At 63.2% G+C, this 15,977-nt stretch carries 17 protein-coding genes and 2 tRNA genes; 14 read left to right on the top strand and 5 right to left on the bottom strand.

Annotation, left to right across the window (positions count from 1 at the left end):
• Positions 1 to 39: 39 nt before the first annotated feature.
• The 6 genes from ACVILI_RS17390 (at position 40) to ACVILI_RS17365 (ending at position 5,296) form a co-directional block, all read left to right on the top strand.
• A complete protein-coding gene (locus tag ACVILI_RS17390; RefSeq protein ID WP_038646371.1) occupies positions 40 to 1,479 on the top strand; it encodes an FAD-binding oxidoreductase in 1,440 nt (479 codons plus the stop codon).
• Positions 1,476 to 2,219 carry a FadR/GntR family transcriptional regulator gene (locus ACVILI_RS17385; protein WP_038646368.1) on the top strand — a complete coding sequence of 248 codons (744 nt, stop codon included), beginning with the start codon at positions 1,476 to 1,478 and terminating at the stop codon, positions 2,217 to 2,219. Before ACVILI_RS17390 ends, ACVILI_RS17385 begins: the two co-directional genes overlap by 4 nt.
• On the top strand, positions 2,216 to 2,659 hold the full coding sequence (locus ACVILI_RS17380) for a VOC family protein (protein WP_019857737.1): 444 nt from the start codon (positions 2,216 to 2,218) through the stop codon (positions 2,657 to 2,659). The genes ACVILI_RS17385 and ACVILI_RS17380 overlap by 4 nt, the downstream gene beginning before the upstream one ends.
• Positions 2,660 to 2,742: 83 nt before the next feature.
• Entirely contained in the window at positions 2,743 to 3,771 is a 1,029-nt protein-coding gene (locus tag ACVILI_RS17375) for an ABC transporter substrate-binding protein (RefSeq protein ID WP_038646366.1), read from the top strand.
• Entirely contained in the window at positions 3,771 to 4,544 is a 774-nt protein-coding gene (locus tag ACVILI_RS17370) for an ABC transporter ATP-binding protein (RefSeq protein ID WP_038646365.1), read from the top strand. Before ACVILI_RS17375 ends, ACVILI_RS17370 begins: the two co-directional genes overlap by 1 nt.
• Positions 4,541 to 5,296, top strand: a complete 756-nt coding sequence (locus tag ACVILI_RS17365; protein WP_038646363.1) for an ABC transporter permease — start codon at positions 4,541 to 4,543, stop codon at positions 5,294 to 5,296. The genes ACVILI_RS17370 and ACVILI_RS17365 overlap by 4 nt, the downstream gene beginning before the upstream one ends.
• Here the strand turns inward: ACVILI_RS17365 and ACVILI_RS17360 are convergent.
• A complete protein-coding gene (locus ACVILI_RS17360) occupies positions 5,286 to 6,590 on the bottom strand; it encodes a M20 metallopeptidase family protein (protein ID WP_457102554.1) in 1,305 nt (434 codons plus the stop codon). The genes ACVILI_RS17365 and ACVILI_RS17360 overlap by 11 nt on opposite strands.
• Positions 6,577 to 7,755, bottom strand: coding sequence for a M24 family metallopeptidase (locus ACVILI_RS17355; protein WP_038646361.1), 1,179 nt, complete (start codon positions 7,753 to 7,755; stop codon positions 6,577 to 6,579). The genes ACVILI_RS17360 and ACVILI_RS17355 overlap by 14 nt, the downstream gene beginning before the upstream one ends.
• Before the next feature lie 213 nt (positions 7,756 to 7,968).
• Between ACVILI_RS17355 and ACVILI_RS17350 the strand changes: the two genes are divergently transcribed.
• The 5 genes from ACVILI_RS17350 (at position 7,969) to ACVILI_RS17330 (ending at position 12,871) form a co-directional block, all read left to right on the top strand.
• Positions 7,969 to 9,135, top strand: a complete 1,167-nt coding sequence (locus tag ACVILI_RS17350) for an ROK family transcriptional regulator (protein ID WP_064982717.1) — start codon at positions 7,969 to 7,971, stop codon at positions 9,133 to 9,135.
• The gene (locus ACVILI_RS17345; RefSeq protein WP_019857729.1) at positions 9,132 to 9,896 is read left to right on the top strand and encodes an ATP-binding cassette domain-containing protein; all 765 of its coding nucleotides are present in this window, start codon (positions 9,132 to 9,134) and stop codon (positions 9,894 to 9,896) included. Before ACVILI_RS17350 ends, ACVILI_RS17345 begins: the two co-directional genes overlap by 4 nt.
• A gap of 40 nt (positions 9,897 to 9,936) precedes the next feature.
• Positions 9,937 to 10,977, top strand: coding sequence for a sugar ABC transporter substrate-binding protein (locus tag ACVILI_RS17340; protein ID WP_019857728.1), 1,041 nt, complete (start codon positions 9,937 to 9,939; stop codon positions 10,975 to 10,977).
• A 114-nt stretch (positions 10,978 to 11,091) separates the two neighbouring features.
• Positions 11,092 to 12,087: an ABC transporter permease gene (locus tag ACVILI_RS17335; RefSeq protein WP_019857727.1), complete on the top strand. Its 996-nt coding sequence runs from the start codon at positions 11,092 to 11,094 to the stop codon at positions 12,085 to 12,087.
• A gap of 13 nt (positions 12,088 to 12,100) precedes the next feature.
• Positions 12,101 to 12,871, top strand: a complete 771-nt coding sequence (locus ACVILI_RS17330) for an SDR family NAD(P)-dependent oxidoreductase (protein ID WP_038646358.1) — start codon at positions 12,101 to 12,103, stop codon at positions 12,869 to 12,871.
• Positions 12,872 to 13,096: 225 nt separating this feature from the next.
• Here the strand turns inward: ACVILI_RS17330 and ACVILI_RS17325 are convergent, their stop codons facing one another.
• On the bottom strand, positions 13,097 to 13,729 hold the full coding sequence (locus tag ACVILI_RS17325) for an inorganic diphosphatase (RefSeq protein ID WP_240564664.1): 633 nt from the start codon (positions 13,727 to 13,729) through the stop codon (positions 13,097 to 13,099).
• Positions 13,730 to 13,761: 32 nt separating this feature from the next.
• Between ACVILI_RS17325 and ACVILI_RS17320 the strand changes: the two genes are divergently transcribed.
• Complete coding sequence (locus ACVILI_RS17320) at positions 13,762 to 13,971, top strand: hypothetical protein (RefSeq protein ID WP_019857723.1); 210 nt, start codon at positions 13,762 to 13,764, stop codon at positions 13,969 to 13,971.
• A gap of 147 nt (positions 13,972 to 14,118) precedes the next feature.
• On the opposite strand, the gene ACVILI_RS17315 is transcribed toward ACVILI_RS17320, so the two are convergent.
• Positions 14,119 to 14,322, bottom strand: a complete 204-nt coding sequence (locus ACVILI_RS17315; protein ID WP_038646353.1) for a hypothetical protein — start codon at positions 14,320 to 14,322, stop codon at positions 14,119 to 14,121.
• Positions 14,323 to 14,628: 306 nt separating this feature from the next.
• A tRNA-Val gene (locus ACVILI_RS17310) sits at positions 14,629 to 14,704 on the bottom strand.
• Between the two features lie 217 nt (positions 14,705 to 14,921).
• Here ACVILI_RS17310 and ACVILI_RS17305 point away from each other — a divergent pair.
• Positions 14,922 to 14,998: transfer RNA gene (locus tag ACVILI_RS17305), tRNA-Asp, on the top strand.
• Positions 14,999 to 15,390: 392 nt separating this feature from the next.
• Positions 15,391 to 15,906, top strand: a complete 516-nt coding sequence (locus ACVILI_RS17300; RefSeq protein ID WP_027046753.1) for a hypothetical protein — start codon at positions 15,391 to 15,393, stop codon at positions 15,904 to 15,906.
• Positions 15,907 to 15,977: the final 71 nt, after the last annotated feature.

The raw sequence follows: 15,977 nt of genomic DNA, 5'->3' as shown, positions 1-15,977 counted from the left end.
TGTATAACCATATACCACAACATCAACGCCGACCCGACAATGACCATCCACGGCATCTCGCCTGACGTTCTCACCGCCCTGGAGCATGTGCTGGGGCAGAGCGGCGTGGCTGCCGATGCGGCCGACATGGCGAAATACCTCGTGGACTGGTCTGGCGATCATCATGGCGGCGCGCTTGCCGTGCTGAAGCCCGCGTCGGTCGCCGAGGTTCAGGCCGCGGTCCGGCTGTGCGGCACGCTGGGGCTGGCGATGATCCCGCAAGGCGGGAACACCGGACTTGTGGCAGGTGCGATCGACATCGGCACAGCCCGAGGCGCGGTGGTGATCAGCCTGGAGCGGCTGAACAGGATCCGCCTTGTCGATGCCGACAATTTCATCCTACAGGCCGATGCCGGCTGCATCCTGCAGCACATCAAGAACGCCGCCGACGAGCAGGACTGCCTGTTTCCGCTGTCGCTCGGCGCACAAGGCAGCTGCCAGATCGGCGGCAACGCCGCCAGCAATGCCGGCGGCGTCAACGTCTTGCGCTACGGCATGGCCCGCGACCTCATCGTCGGCCTGGAAGCGGTGCTGCCGGACGGCGCGTTGTGGAACGGCTTTTCCGGCCTGCGCAAGGACAATCGCGGCTATGACCTGAAGCAGCTCTTCATCGGCGCCGAGGGCACGCTGGGCATCATCACCGGTGTCGAGATGAAGCTCTTTCCAAAACCCGGCCGCGTCGAGACCGCCTATCTGGGGCTCCCCTCATTCGAAGCGGCGATATCGCTGTTCAGGCGCGCCCGACGCCAATGCTGCGACCTGATATCCGCCTTCGAGATCATCGGCGCGGAATGCATGGAGCTTGCGCGCCTCGCCGACCCGAACATCGTGGCACCGGTCACCACGCCGGTCCATGTGCTGATCGAATTGTCGTCGAGTGCCGCGATCGATTTGCGCGCCCTGCTGGTGGATTTCCTTGCCGGCACGATGGCAGAAGACCTCGTCACCGACGCCGTCCTGGCCGAGAGCGGCGCGCAGGCCAGAGCATTCTGGGCCATTCGCGAGGGGTTGGTCGAGGGCCAAGCCAAGCGCGGCTACCATGTGCGCACCGACCTCTCGGTGCGCATCTCCGACATCCCCACGCTCATCGCCCAGGCCCGCCAGTTTATCGAACTGCAGCATCCGGGCTGGATTTCCCAGGCCTACGGCCACGCGGGCGACGGCAACATCCATTTCAACGTCCTGCCGCCGCTCGACCTTGCCGAGCCCGGCGCCCGCGCCACGGGCGCCACCATCACCACTGGCCTATACGCCATCGTCAACGCCCTCGGCGGCTCGATCAGCGCCGAGCATGGCATCGGACGCACCCGCCAGCGCGTCTATTGGGCGGGAATGTCAGCAGTCCAGCGTCGGCTCGTCAGCACACTCAAAGATGCGCTCGATCCGGGCGGGCTAATGAACCCCGGCTGCCTCTTTCCCGCGACGGAGACTTCTTCATGAAACAAAGACTGGCCGCCATCGGCACTGTCGAGGCGCTGCCGCACCGGGTCGCGGCGTTCCTCAGCCGCGAGATCGAGTCCGGCGATCTCAATCCGGGCAGCCTGCTGCCGACGGAGCAGCAACTTTCGGAGAAATTCGGCGTCAGCCGCAACGTCGTGCGCGAGGCGATCGCGCAGTTGCGCGCCGATGGCATGGTCGAGGCGCGACAAGGCATCGGCTCCTTCGTCCTGGCGCCGGAACAGCGCGCGGCAATCCGCATCGACCGCGAGACACTGAAGGAGGGGCAGAACATGGAGCGGCTGTTCGAGCTGCGCTGCATCCTCGAGGCGGAATCGGCGGCACTTGCGGCCGAACGGCGCGAGCAGGAGCATCTCGACGCGATCAAGGGCGCGCTCGACCGGATGAGCGGCGAGGAGCGCTGGGAAGACGGCAGCATCGACGCCGATCTGCTGTTTCATCGCGAAATCGCCCGCGCGACCGGCAACAGCTACATCCACACCTTCATTTCCTTCGTCTGCGAACAAATCCGCCGCTCGATCTATTACGCGCGGCAGACCAATCCCTTGCACGATCTGGTGGAGGTCAATGTCGGCGAGCATGTGCGCATCTACGAGGCGTTGGTCGCCGGCGATCCGGCAGCAGCCGAAGCCGCGATGCGCGCGCATATTATCGGCGCTGCCAACCGTGTCGGCGTCAAGCTGCCTTCTGCCCGCGGCGAACGCACCGGCGGAGGGAAATGAGCATGGCTGTCGCAAGCATTACCCGCATTTCCGACGTCTGCCTTCTGGTCGAGGATATCGAGCGGACGGTGGCGTTCTATGTCGACAAGCTCGGCTTTCGCTTGCGCCGCCGCGCCGAAGGTTTCGCCGACTTCCATGGCGAAGGCGTGACGCTGGCCGCCTGGGAAATCGACCACATCAGCCAGCATGCCGGCGTCTCCAAACTGCGGTCGCCGCGCCATGCGCACAAGGTCTGCGTCGCCGTCCAACTCGGCGCGCCCGACGAGATCGACCGACTGCATGCCGAGCTGACGGCAAAGGGCGTGCCGTTTTATGGCCCGCCCGAAAACTATGTCTGGAACGCGCGCTGCGCCTACTTCACCGACCCGGACGACACGCTTTGGGAACTCTACGCCTGGCTCGACGGCGGCCCCGGCGACTACCACGACGAACAGCCGTAGACCACCCGCGCCAAGGGAACGGCGCGCAATGAAGAGACGAGACAGTCTTGCAACAGGAGCGAAAAATGAATGGGAATCACGACATGAACCGCCGCGGCTTCATGAAATCCGGCCTGGCGGCCGTTGCCATGGCATCGGGCGGCATGCAGCTGGTGCTGACTCCGGGCGCGAAGGCCGCCGGCAAGGTCGTCATCCAGTATGACTGGCTGATGTCCAACGGACAGATCGGCGACATCGTCGCCGTCGCCAATGGCTACTTCAAGGATGCCGGGCTCGACGTGGAATTCAGCCCGGGCGGCCCGAACGCCTCGACCGTGCCGCCGGTGATATCGGGCGCGGCACAGCTTGGCCAATTCTCCGAAACGCCCCAACTGTTTGCGGCGCGTGCCAGCGGCGTGCCGGTGAAGATCATCGCTTGCGGATTCCGCACCGGCCCCTACGCGCTCACCTCAAAGGCCTCGAATCCGATCAAGGGCGTGGCCGACCTCAAGGGCAAGAAGATCGGCATCCAGCCGACGGCGCGTTTCGTCATGGACGAGATCCTCGCCAAGAACGGCATGAGCGCATCCGACCTCACCGTCATCAATGTCGGCTTCGACAAGGGACCGCTGGTGCGCGGCGATGTCGACGCCATTGGCGGCTGGATCACCAACACGCAGGCGCTCAGCGTCGTCGGCGACGACCGCATCGATCTTCTGGTGCGCGATCTCGGCTTGAATTCCTATGCCGATGTCTATTTCGCCACAGACGCGGCGATCGAAAAGGATCCGGACACGCTGGCCAAGTTCATCGGCGCGGTCGCCAAGGGCTGGGGCTGGGTGCACGCCAATCCGCAGGAGGCGGTGAAGAAGATGGTCGCCGCCTATCCCGAAATGGACCTCGGCTGGGAAGAGAAGACAGTTGACCTCGTGCTGAGGCTCTCGTTCGACGGCGCGACGGCAAAGGACGGCTGGGGCACGTTCGACCTCGCCTCCATCGAAGAGCAGCTGGCGCTGCTCGACAAGGTCGGCCAGTACCCGAACGGGCGCCCCAAGGCCGCCGACGTCTACACCACCAAGATCCTCGAACTTTCGGCTGCCGACCGGCCGAAGCTCGACGCGCCCGCCGCCTGATGGCGAACGCGATCGAAGCCAGCCGGCTGGACGTCGGCTATGGCGGCCGCCAGACGGCCGTCAAGGTGCTCTCCGGCCTCGACCTCAGCGTCGAGGCCGGCTCCTTCCTGTCGATCCTCGGACCGTCCGGCTGCGGCAAGTCGACCTTGCTCAGAGTGGTCGCCGACCTGCTCGACCCGCTCGGCGGCACGATCAGCGTGCTCGGCGACACGCCGCATGCGGTGCGCTCGCGCCGCGATGTCGGCTTTGTCTTCCAGGACCCGACGCTGCTGCCCTGGCGCACGGTGCGCGACAATGTGCGCCTGCCGCTTGGCGTCGGGCAAGGCAGCCTGACGCGCAAGATCGAGGATCGCAGCGAAGAATTGTTAGAGCTGATGGGGCTTGCCGGCTTTGGCGAACGCCTGCCGCACCAGCTGTCCGGCGGCCAGCGCCAGCGTGTGGCCATCGCCAGGGCGCTGCTTGGCCAGCCGAAGCTGCTGCTCATGGACGAACCGTTCGGGGCGCTGGACGAAATCACCCGCGACCGGCTCAACGACGAGCTTCTCAACCTGTGGCGGCGCACGGGAACGACGATCCTGTTCGTCACCCATTCGATCGCCGAAGCCGCCTATCTCGGCGAGCGTGTCATTGTCCTCGCCGCCAATCCGGGGCGGCTGGTCAAGGATCTGGACATGCGGCCGCTCAAGCAGGACGGCAACCGTTGTAAGCGCGAAGACCCGGCAATCGTCGCCGCCATGGCGGAGCTGCGGGCCGCGCTGGAGCAGGCATCATGAGGCCGGCGCCGCTGTCGCCGCAATTGGCGATAGCCCTGCCCGTTCTTGGCGCTGCGTCGCTGCTGCTCGCCTGGCAGTATCTGCTGCCGCTTCTCGGCGTCCCGGCCTATATCGTGCCGACGCCGACAGCCATATCGGGCGTCTTCCAGAAAAATTTCGCGCTGCTCATGGACAATTTGAGGCCGACGCTGATCGAGGCGCTGGCCGGCTTTGTCATCGGCAATCTGGCCGCCGTGCTGCTGGCGGTCCTGTTCGTGCACAACCGCATCCTGCAGGCCACCTATTTTCCGATCGTGCTGTTTTTCAACACCATTCCGATCCTGGCACTGTCGCCGATCATCATCCTGATCTTCGGGCTCGGCATGACGCCGAAGATCGTTATCGCCGCGGTGATCTGCTTCTTCCCGACGCTGGTGAACATGATCCGCGGCCTGGATTCGGCCAGCGACAATGAGCACGAACTGTTCCGGGTGCTGTCGGCGACACGTTCGGAGATTTTCTGGAGCCTGCGCCTGCCCCGCGCACTGCCGATGCTGTTCTCCTCGCTCAGGATCGCCTCGGCGACGGCGGTGATCGGGGCCATCGTCGGCGAATGGATCGGCTCGGACAAGGGCCTAGGCGCGCTGATTATCCAGGCGAGCTTCAATTACCAGTCGGACCGACTTTACGCGGCGATCGTGCTGTCATCTTGCCTGTCGATCGTGCTGTTCTGTGCCGTGGTGCTGGTCGAACGCCGGGTCATCAAATACTGAGCAGGCATCTAACCGGTTCGTGCAGGCTTGCACGAGCCGACTTTGGACCGCGTTGATCAGTCGGTATTTTCCGGCTGCGCCGACAGAAATCCGGTCGCCGCCGCAACCAGGTGGCCGCGCCAACCTTCAAGGCGGCTTCGTCGACGCGAAATTTGGGATGGTGAAGCGGAAAGACCGATCCGACCGCCTCGTTGCGGATGCCGAGCCGGAAATAGACCGAAGGACGCCTCTCGCTGTAATAGCCAAAATCGTCGGCAATGGTCCATCCGGGCGTATCGAGAACATTGTCGGCGCCGATGCAGGCCTTGCCGCTGGCGGCAATCAGCTCGGCCATCTCGCCGTCATTGACCACACCCGGCTCGCCCTTGTGGATGGTGAGCTCCACATCGGCCCCGTGGCTCGCCGCCATGCCCTCCAGGATTTCGCGAACGCGCCGCCAGGCCCGCTCGCGGGTGGCGTCGCTGCCTCTGCGGATGGTGCCCTTCAAGACGACCTTGCCGGCGACGACATTGTAGGCGCTGCCGCCATTGATGCCGGTGACGGAAATGACCAGCGGATCGTAAGGGTCGATCTCGCGCGAGACGATCTTCTGCAATTCGCCGACCATGGAACAGGCCACGGCGATAGCATCGATACCCTCATAGGGCTTTGCCGCGTGTGCCGCCTCGCCGATTACGACGGCGTCGAACGTATCGCATGCCAGCGTGTAGGGACCCGAACGGACCGCGATCTTGCCGGATGGCGTATACGGATCGACGTGAAGGCAGATCGCGGCGTCGACATCGTCGAGCAGCCCCTCCTCCACCACGCGTTTGCCGCCCGAGGGCGAATCCTCTTCTGCCGGCTGGAAGATCAGGCGCACGGTGCCACCAAAATCGGCTCTTGATCTATGCAGATGCGCGGCAACCGCGAAGCCCATCGATGCGTGGGCGTCGTGGCCGCAGGCATGCATCACGCCGGGATTGGCCGACGCATAGTCGACGCCGGACTCTTCTTCGATCGGCAAGGCATCGATGTCGGCGCGAATGGCAATCTTCCGGTTCGACGGCTTGCCGGTGCCGACTATGTCGACCGCGAGGCCAAAGCCCGCGACATCGCGAATGTCTGATATCCCCTCGCCGGCCAGCATCTGCCTGAGATAACGCTGCGTGTTGGCTTCGTGGTTCGACAGTTCCGGATTGCGGTGCAGATGCCGGCGGATCTCGATCATCTGGTCGAGAATTCCGGCATCGATAGCGACCGTGCCGGAACTTTCAGCACTGGCTGCCACGACGGCCCCCTCAGGATTTGACATGGATCTCTCGCGGGAACTTCGTCAGCGTTTCATGGCCGGTTTCGGTCACCAAAATGGTCTCGCTGGTCTCGATGCCCCAACCGTCCATCCACATGCCGAGGATGGAGTGGACGACATTGCCGGATTGAAGCACCGTCTTGTCGCCGGGTCTCAGGCTGATCGTGTGTTCACCCCAATCCGGCGGATAGGCGACGCCTATGGAATAGCCGATGCGCGATTCCTTCTTCAGTCCGTAACGCTGGATGACCTTGCGCCATGCAGCCTCGACCGCCTCGGCAGTCGTTCCCGGCCTCACCGCATCGAGCACCGCGTCCATGCCTTCGATCACCGCCTTTGCCGTGTCCGCAACCCGCGTCGGCGTCTTGCCGAGCTGCATCGTTCTTGCAAGCCCGGCGGCATAGCGGCGGCAGACACCGGCGAGCTCCAGTGCAATCGTCTCGTTGTCTCCAAACCGCCGGTCACTCCACATTATATGCGGGGCAGAAGCGTTCTCGCCGCCGAGGATGGTCGGCGGAAGGGCGGTGATATCGCCGGCAAAGTCCGGGCTGCCGGCGATCTGCGCCGCCTGGATGGAGGCGATGGCGTCGCATTCGCGCACCCCTGGCGCGATCACCTCGAAGGCCCGCGCGACGGCCGCTTCGGCCAGGGTCGACGCCTTGCGCAGATAGGCGATTTCGGGCGCCGATTTGACCGCGCGGATCCAGTTCACCAGCAGATCGGCGTCATGCCATTTCGCATTGGGGAGTCCGGCGACGAGCCGGGCATGGCCTTTCGGCGAGAAATAATAGGCTTCCAGCTCGATGCCGACATGCCTGTTTCCCCATCCCTTGGCGACGATCCAGCTCGCGATCCAGTCCATGGGGTGGCGATCGGCGCGTTGAACGTGATCCTCCGGGAAGCCAACGACATTCTCGGGCTTCATCCAAGCCGTGAGCAGCCCGCCGGCCGCATCCATGGCGCGGCCGATCCAGACCGGCTCGACCTCCTCCAAGGGAACCAGCACCACCTGCGGCGTGTAGAATGACCAGCCATCATAGCCGGTGATGTAGTGCTGGTTGGCAACGTCGTTGACGACAAGGAGTTCGAGACCGCGCTTCGCCATCTCGGCGCGGATCTTGCGAAGCCGCTGCTGGTACTCGTCGCGGGCAAACGGCAGTTCAATCATTTTTGCTCCATGCATTTTTCGACGGTTGCGAACCTCGCCACCATTGAGGCGGTTTCGCTATGGCGGCAATCGGCCAAGGCGGCAGGTGAACAGGTCCTAAGCCGGTGCGGCTTGCGGCTCTCTTGGGCGGGATGTTGCTCTCGTTTATTTTTGAATTCCATTTGACTGAATAAATCTTTGGTGCGAACCTTACGTCAATCGAGGACGCAAGGCATGGCATTGCGGGGGACCAATCAGGAGTTCGGGCGGCCGTACAACCGGCGCATCGTGCTTGAGTCCATCCGCCTGCATGGGCCGATCGCCCGCGGCGAGATCGCCAGCCGTGTCGGGCTTACCGTCCAGACCGTATCGACCATCGTTCGCGAACTGGAAGAACAGGGCTACATCCTCTCCCTGCGCGTGGAGCCCAAGGGGCGCGGCCTGCCGCCGGCGACGCTGCGCATCAATCCCGAGGGAGGCTATGCCGTCGGTATCCACATCACCCCGTTCGGCATCGATGCCGCCCTGATCAATCTGAGCGGCGACGTGATCGAGAGCACCTACCGCGAGGCCCCGAACGCGACGCCCGACCATGCCTTCGAGCTGATCGGTGCGATGGTGATTGAATTGACCGGATTGCGGGCCGGCGGTCGGGTGCTTGGGGTCGGCCTGGCCCTGCCCGGACCGTTCGGTGTCGAATCCATGAGTTTCGTCGGCCCGACCACCATGACTGGCTGGCAGGATGTGGCGCTGCGCGAGCGACTGGCGGCCTCGACCGGACTGCCTGCCTTCTTCGAAACCGACATGGCGGCCGCCGCCATGGGCGAGCGGCTCTACGGCCTCGGCGCCCAATTCTCCGACTATTACTACCTCTATTTCGGCGTCGGCCTTGGCGGCGTCATGGTTCATGACGGCATCGTGCAGCGCGGCGCCTGGGGGAATGCCGGCGAGGTCGGACACATCCCTGTCGTTCCTGCCGGCGAGGCCTGTCCCTGCGGGAACCGGGGTTGCCTCGAAAGATACCTCTCGCTCGAGGCGCTTCGGCGCTGGAACGGCACAGAGCCCGACTGGATCGCGGAAGTCGCGCCGATCTTTCACAATGCCGTCGCCGTCATCGAGAACCTGTTCGACCCCGAAACGGTCATCCTCGGCGGGCTGGCGTCCACCGACCTGCTGGAACGGCTGGCCGGTTCGACCGGCGGCCTGCACAACTCCGTCTCGGCGCGCAAGGACCGCATCGCGCCCCGGCTGATGGTCGCGCGCGGCGGGCAACATTCGGTGCTGCGCGGCGCCGCTGCCCTCGCGGTTTCCGGGGTCCTGTCGCCGCGCTTCGGCCAGATGTTCGCCGCCGAGCGCGAACGCGGCCGCGATCTTCTGACAGCCAAGGAGGTTGCGGCATGAGCGAACCGCTGCTGGTGCTCGACAACGTCACCAAGAACTATGGCGCGATCGAAGCGCTGAAGGGGATCAGCTTTTCCATCGGCAAGGGCGAGGTCGTGGCGTTGCTGGGCGACAACGGCGCCGGCAAATCCACGCTGGTCAAGATCATATCAGGCGGACTGGAGCCGACCTCGGGCCGCATGCTCTTCGAAGGCAAGGAGTTCCTGGCGAGGTCGCCGGCCGAGGCCAAGGCGGCGGGCATCGAAACCGTCTACCAGGACCTGTCGCTCTGCACCAATGTCGACGTGGTGGCGAATTTCTTCATGGGCCGCGAAATCACCAGGAAGGTGCTCGGCATTCCCGTGCTCGACGAGCGCGCCATGGAAGCCGTCGTCTCCAAGGCGCTGGCCAGCGCCGGCACCCGCATTCCGTCGCTGCGCACCAATGTCGAGCATCTCTCGGGCGGCCAGCGGCAAGCCATCGAGCTCAACCGCTTTGTGCACTGGGGCGGCAAGCTGGTGCTGCTCGACGAGCCGTTCGCGGCGCTGGGCGTCGAGCAGACGCGGCGCGGTCTCGACATGATCCGCCAGGTGGCGAGCCAGGGCATCGGCGTCGTCATCATCACCCACATCATGCAGCAGGCCTTTCAGGTCGCCGACCGGATCGTGGTGATCCGGCAAGGCGTCGTGGCCGGCGATGTGGCGCGCAACAAAACAAGTCCCGATGCGGTGATCAACATGATCACCGGGGAGACGCTTGCCGGTGCCGGACCGGCGGGCTGAGGGACAAAAGAGGGGTCCGGCTTAACAGGGAGCCAACGACATGAAGCGAATACTTCTTGCTGTCTTCGGCATCCTGGCACTGGCCTTTGCCACGCTCACGCCGGCATTCGCCCAGTCCAAGGGTGTCGTCTACTATCTTGTGCCGACACTACTCGATGAATTCCAGACCGGCTCGGTGACCGCGCTGGAGCTGTTCCTCAAGCAGGCCGGTTATGAGTTCAAGTCACTGAACGCCGACAACAAGACCGATGCCCAGCAATCGCAGATGAACGACGTCATCGCACTAAAGCCGGCGGCCATTATCCTCGCGGCTGTCGACTTCAACGCGCTGAAACCGTCCATCGAGGCCGCCCGTGCCGCCGGTATCCCGGTGGTCGAGTTCGACCGCCAGATCACTTCGACACCATCCGACTTCACGTCAGTCGCCGGAACGGTCGAAATCGGCCATGTCGCCGCCGACCAAGCCGAAAAACTGTTGAAGGCCAAAAACGGCTCGGTGAAGGGCAAGGTGCTGCAGGTGCTCGGCGATCCAGGCGATCCCTACACGCTCGACATCCAGAAAGGCTTCGAAGAGAAGATGAAGGCGTTTCCGGACGTCAAGATCATCTCGCTTCCGGCCATGCAGTGGGAAGCCAGCAACGCCGGCACCATCGTCGCCGACCAGATGCTGGCCAACCCCGACATCGACCTGATCTTCAGCCATGCCGCGCACCTCTCGGTGGCCGCCGTCGCCTCGCTCGAGGCCGCCGGCAAGAAGCCGGGCGACGTCATGCTCATGAGCTCGAACGGCGCGCCGGTCGGCCTCGACCTGATCCGCAAGGGCTGGCTCAACGTCGAAGTCGAGCAGCCGCTCTACGCGCAGGCCGCCGCCGTCGCCATGTTCATGGACAAGGTGGTCAAGAAGCAAGAGATCAAGCCCGGCGAATATGACGTGATCGGCCTGAAATCGACCGTGACCAAGGAAGCCTGGGGGCCGAACATCAAGATCCCCGGTGCCGCCATCACCAAGGAGAATGTCGACAACCCGGCTTTCTGGGGCAACCAGAAGCCGCCGACGGACGCCATTAAACCCGTCGAGTAGTCCTGTCGTACGGAGCGCTCCGGGCCATCGCGGCCCGGAGCCAATCCTTCGCAAATCGCGCCATTCGGAAGATCGAATTGATTCTTTCGGGCCATGCACCAGTCGGATCAGCCCATGAACCCCCGCACCCGCCATGCCCTGGAGCTCATCCTCGACAACCTCGTCTGGTTCATGCTGGTCTTCGTGCTGGTGGTCTTTTCCATCTTCATCCCGAACTATTTCCAGCTCGGAATCTTCGCCAACATCATCGAGGCTTCGAGCGTGCTCGGCGTCATGTCGATCGGCCTGGCGCTGGTCATCATCGCCGGCCACATGGATTTGTCGGTCGAATCCGTCGCCGCACTCAGCGCCATGGCGGTCGGCATCCTGTTCTGCTCATCCGGAATCGGGCTTGGCGTCCAACTGCATCCGGAATGGCTGATGGTTCCGGTGTCGCTGCTGCTGGCGCTGGCCGTGGGCGGACTGATCGGAGCCTTCAACGGGTTTCTGGTCGTCAAGGTGAAGATGAGCGCGTTCATCATCACGCTGGCCTCCTACATCTGGGTGCGCGGCCTGGTGCTGGTGATTTCGGGCGGCCGCTCGGCGCAGGATCTTGCACCGGCGATCCGCTGGTTCGGCATCCAGCGACTGATCGGCCTGCCGCTCACCGCCTGGATCGCCATTGCCTGTTTCGTCGTCTTCTCACTGATCATGGCCAAGACACCGTTTGGCAGGCACCTGGTGATGATCGGCGGTAACGAGACGGCGACCTTCCGCGCCGGCATCCGGGTGAACCGCAACCTTATCATCGCCTTCGTGCTTGCCGGCGCTATCGCCGGCCTTGCCGGCTGGCTGCTGGCGATCCGCACCTCGGGCGCCACAGCAAATCTCGGCGTTGGCCTGTTGTTCAACGCCTTTGCCGCGGTCGTCATCGGCGGCGTCAGCCTGAAGGGCGGCGTCGGCACCCTGCCCGGCGTCTACGCCGGCGTGCTGCTGCTCTCGGCCATCAACACGGCGATCAATCTGATGGGGCTGCCGGCCAATTTCACCCAGGTCATCCACGGCCTGCTGGTACTTGCGGCCGTGCTGCTCGACGCATTCAAGCAAACCATTCGCCAAAGACTGGCATGACAGGACGGCTCGCATGGCTGGACGATTGAAAGACAAGGTGGCGCTGATCATCGGCAGCGCGCGCGGCATCGGCAAGGGCACCGCACTGCGCTTTGCCGAAGAAGGCGCACGACTCGTGCTGGCCGACAGCGAGGCCGAGGCCGGGCAAGCGACCGCCAGCGAGCTCGGTGTCCCCTTCATCGGCACCGACATTTCGCAAATGCGCGACGCCGAGGCCGCGGTGACACTGGCGCTGAACCATTACGGCCACCTCGACATCATCGTGCAGAATGCCGGGATCTATCCCTGGCAATTGATCGAGAACACCAGCACCGACGACTGGGATCGCGTCATGGCCGTCAATCTGCGCGGCACCTTCAATGCCACTCGCGCAGCCCTGGTGCCGATGAAGGCGCAGCGCTCCGGACGAATGCTCTACACCTCCTCCATCACCGGACCGCATGTCACAAGCCCCGGCCACGGCCATTATTCGGCGACAAAGGCAGGCATCAACGGCTTCATCCGGGCAGCAGCCCTGGAGTTCTCCGGCTACGGCATTACCGTCAACGGCGTCGAGCCCGGCAACATCCTGACCGAAGCCATCCAGGAGCATCGCGGCGCCGCTTATATCAAGAACATGGAGGATTCGATCCCGCTCGGCAGGCTCGGCAGTCCGCGCGATGTCGCCAATGCCTTCCTGTTCCTTGCCTCGGACGACGCAAGCTACATCACCGGCACGACCATTGTCGTCGATGGTGGGCAATTGCTGCCCGAGGGCAAGGATTTCCGGATGGTGCCACCTTGATCGCCCAGATCTTTCGGACGGCGCAGGAGCGATCCGCCCGGTAGAGGCGTCAGGAAGCTCGCACCCCCTATGGCCTGCAACCCCTGATGATGAAAAACCCGCTACGGGAGCGACCCGCGGCGGGCTTTTGGAGTGGCTACATCCCGGAGGAATCGACCGCTTGCAATTGTATTGTGAACCGCGTGACCGTGTCAGCCTATGGTGTGATCGCGGAAGACAAGGCCATCACTTGCGATTGCGCCGAAAAGCCCTCGCGCCCTTGCCGAGAGACCTGGCAGCCTCCTTGGCGTCCTGCCAGCCTTTCAGCTTGATCGTCTTGCCCGTGCCCAGCACGGAGGACAAAAAGAACTGCTCGATCTCCTGGCGCAAATCCTGCGGCAAATGGTCGGCAGTCACGGGCTTGTCCGGCGCATCCTCCTTGCGCGGGCAGAAAATATAACGATCGTTCCGGATGACCGCCCCATCAGGGTCCTTCTGCTTCACCCGCAATGCACCGAGCAGATCGCATTTGATGACCACGCCAGGTGCTGTAGCGGCCTGGTGGATCACCATCCCGTCGAGCGGATCACCATCTTCCCCGACGGTGGAAGGTACGAACCCCCAATCATAAGGGTATGTGTTGCCGACCGGCAGCGGCCTTGAATATTGAAAGACGCCCGTCTTGGGGTCGTAGGCGAGCTTGGCGGCTGCTCCGCGCGGCGTTTCGACGACAACGCGAAACAGGTTCCGCGACTTCGCCGGGAGTTTCAGAAAGTTTGTCATGGCTCGTCCATCCAGCGCCCAGATCGCAGTAGCACGCGCGAACAGGCAAAAGGTTCCCGCGTGGCAACCAACGAACGGAACCCGGTGCCGATACAAATGTTCAACGTTGGAGCGAAGGGAGAGTGTGAATGGTCAAGGTTTCGCCGCATGCGCTCAAGGGTATCGGCTATGTGGTCTCGACGGTAAGCGTCATATTGCTGGCGGTGGTCAGCTGGAAAAATGCCTCGCAAGACCCGGTGCTTGCCGCATGCCTGTTCGGTGGCGCCACCACATCGATTGCGGGCATGTGCTGCCGCTGGACATCCTATGCTATCGAAAAGCGGCAGAACAAGCTGTAACGCGCCGGCCTTGTTCAATCGATCTTGCGCGCAGCGTTGACTGTGGGTTGTACGCCGCGCAAACAAGAGCACTGAAATGGCTCATGCAGGCGCGCCGATACGCAAACAGCATCCGGGCACAAGCTGCGTAGCCGAGCTTGGCCTCCCTCACTCCATAACGATACCAAGCACAGCCGCCTTCTTTGTGACGAGGGCTTTCAGATCCGCGTCAGAACGGTCCGTTCCCGTCCTTTGACGAAGCACTTCGATGAATTCGGCCATCGATAGAAAGGCAGGGCCGTCATGCTCCGTGAGCATCGTTTCGGCCGCCTTGGCCACGTCGACGGTATCCGGTCCAACTGTCGTCTTCATCCGCCACCTCCGCGCAAGGTCGCCTTAGCGGTCAAGAAACTTCGAAGCCCTGCCAACGTTCCCATCGGCGAAATCGCAACCTGCGAAAAGCCTGCGGAGAATGGTCCGTCCGCATGATCGACGGTGACGAGGAACCAACCCGATCATTCTGTCTGGAGTCTTTCGCCCTCGCCTTCGCAGAGGGCCAGAGGATACGTGCGGGGCTTACCGACTTCAAACGGATCTAGGTTCAATCCTCGGAAGCATCAGGCGCCCATCGTCCTGCCTCCAGGAAGGGCCAAATCGCATCTTCAAGACGACGTGGAATGGTGGGCGATGACGGGCTCGAACCGCCGACATCTTCGGTGTAAACGAAGCGCTCTACCAACTGAGCTAATCGCCCGCTCCGGCGCGGACCTTTAAGCGGTCGGGACCGGCTTCGCAAGGCCAAATGAACAGGTGACGCCCTGTCCGCAGGCCCGATTTGCGAACAAAACGCCGGCTGTCAAAAAACCTTCTCCAGTTTGTTGTTATGATGGTTTGGTGCGCTTGACACCCGGTGGCGAACCCCTTATCCAGCGCCCCAACGACGAACACGGCTGACACGTGCTCGTCAATGCGCGGGTGTAGCTCAGTTGGTTAGAGTGCCGGCCTGTCACGCCGGAGGTCGCGGGTTCGAGCCCCGTCACTCGCGCCATTTCCCTCAAGGATCGCAATCCTTGGCACAGGGAAATGCCGACATGAATTGTCAGAATCCACTTTCAGAAATGAAGGGCCAAGGCGCGGGCTTTTGCGCTCTATCGCCGGCTTTGTAGCCTTGCGGTCGATGATCATTCGCCGCGGCCGCGCGAATCGTGCGCGGCCGACTGTTTCGCCGCCGGCTTTAAAAATTCAGCCACGCCCGCGCGGCAATCTGGCAAACGCGAGGCCACTCCAATAGGCTGAAAAGCAGCTCCTGGAACGACTCGGGCTTGAGCCGCGTTTGACCTTGCGAATCCCACTTGCGGATTTGCCCACAAAGCGCTGGATTCATTTCGCAGGTAGCGGAGTTGCATTCGTAGGCTGCCTGAACGGCATGGAGGACTTATCGTGTCAAACGCACCAAACATTTCTATGCGCACATTATTCACGCTCATGTACCTGGGCGGCGCGACGACGGTCGCCACCGCCCTTTTCCCGGCGACCGCGTCGGCCGACCGATTGCAGCCATGCGCGCGCGAGGGCGGGCTCTGCCGTCTGCCGTATCCCGCGGAAGTGGTCTACGGCGCCCGGGGCCGCACGACCTCGCGCTATTTCGACCGAGACGCGGTGCCGTGTTCAAATCGCGTTTTTGGCGATCCGGCGCCGGGCATCCCAAAGTCGTGTTTCATCGTCATGCGCGGCCGGGACCAGTCGGATGACAATTACGACGAACCCCGCCGCGAGAGATGGGCAGCCTGTGCCGATGAAGGCGACTACTGCGATTTCTATGGCCGCAAGGTGGTCAGGTACGGGGCACGCGGCCAATTCACGCAGGACGTGTTCCGCAACGGCGTCCAATGCGACAATGATACGTTCGGCGATCCCGCTCCCGGTCGTGAAAAGCGCTGCTACGTCAGGCAATAGCTGATCGGGCTATCACTGGATGGACATCCAGGGCAGTTTGCCGTTTCATGGAAACAGCGAACTGCCCTAAC

This window comes from Mesorhizobium sp. USDA 4775 (assembly GCF_054062655.1).
Note: the sequence above shows the minus strand (reverse complement) of the source record. Positions and strands in the feature narration are given on the sequence as shown.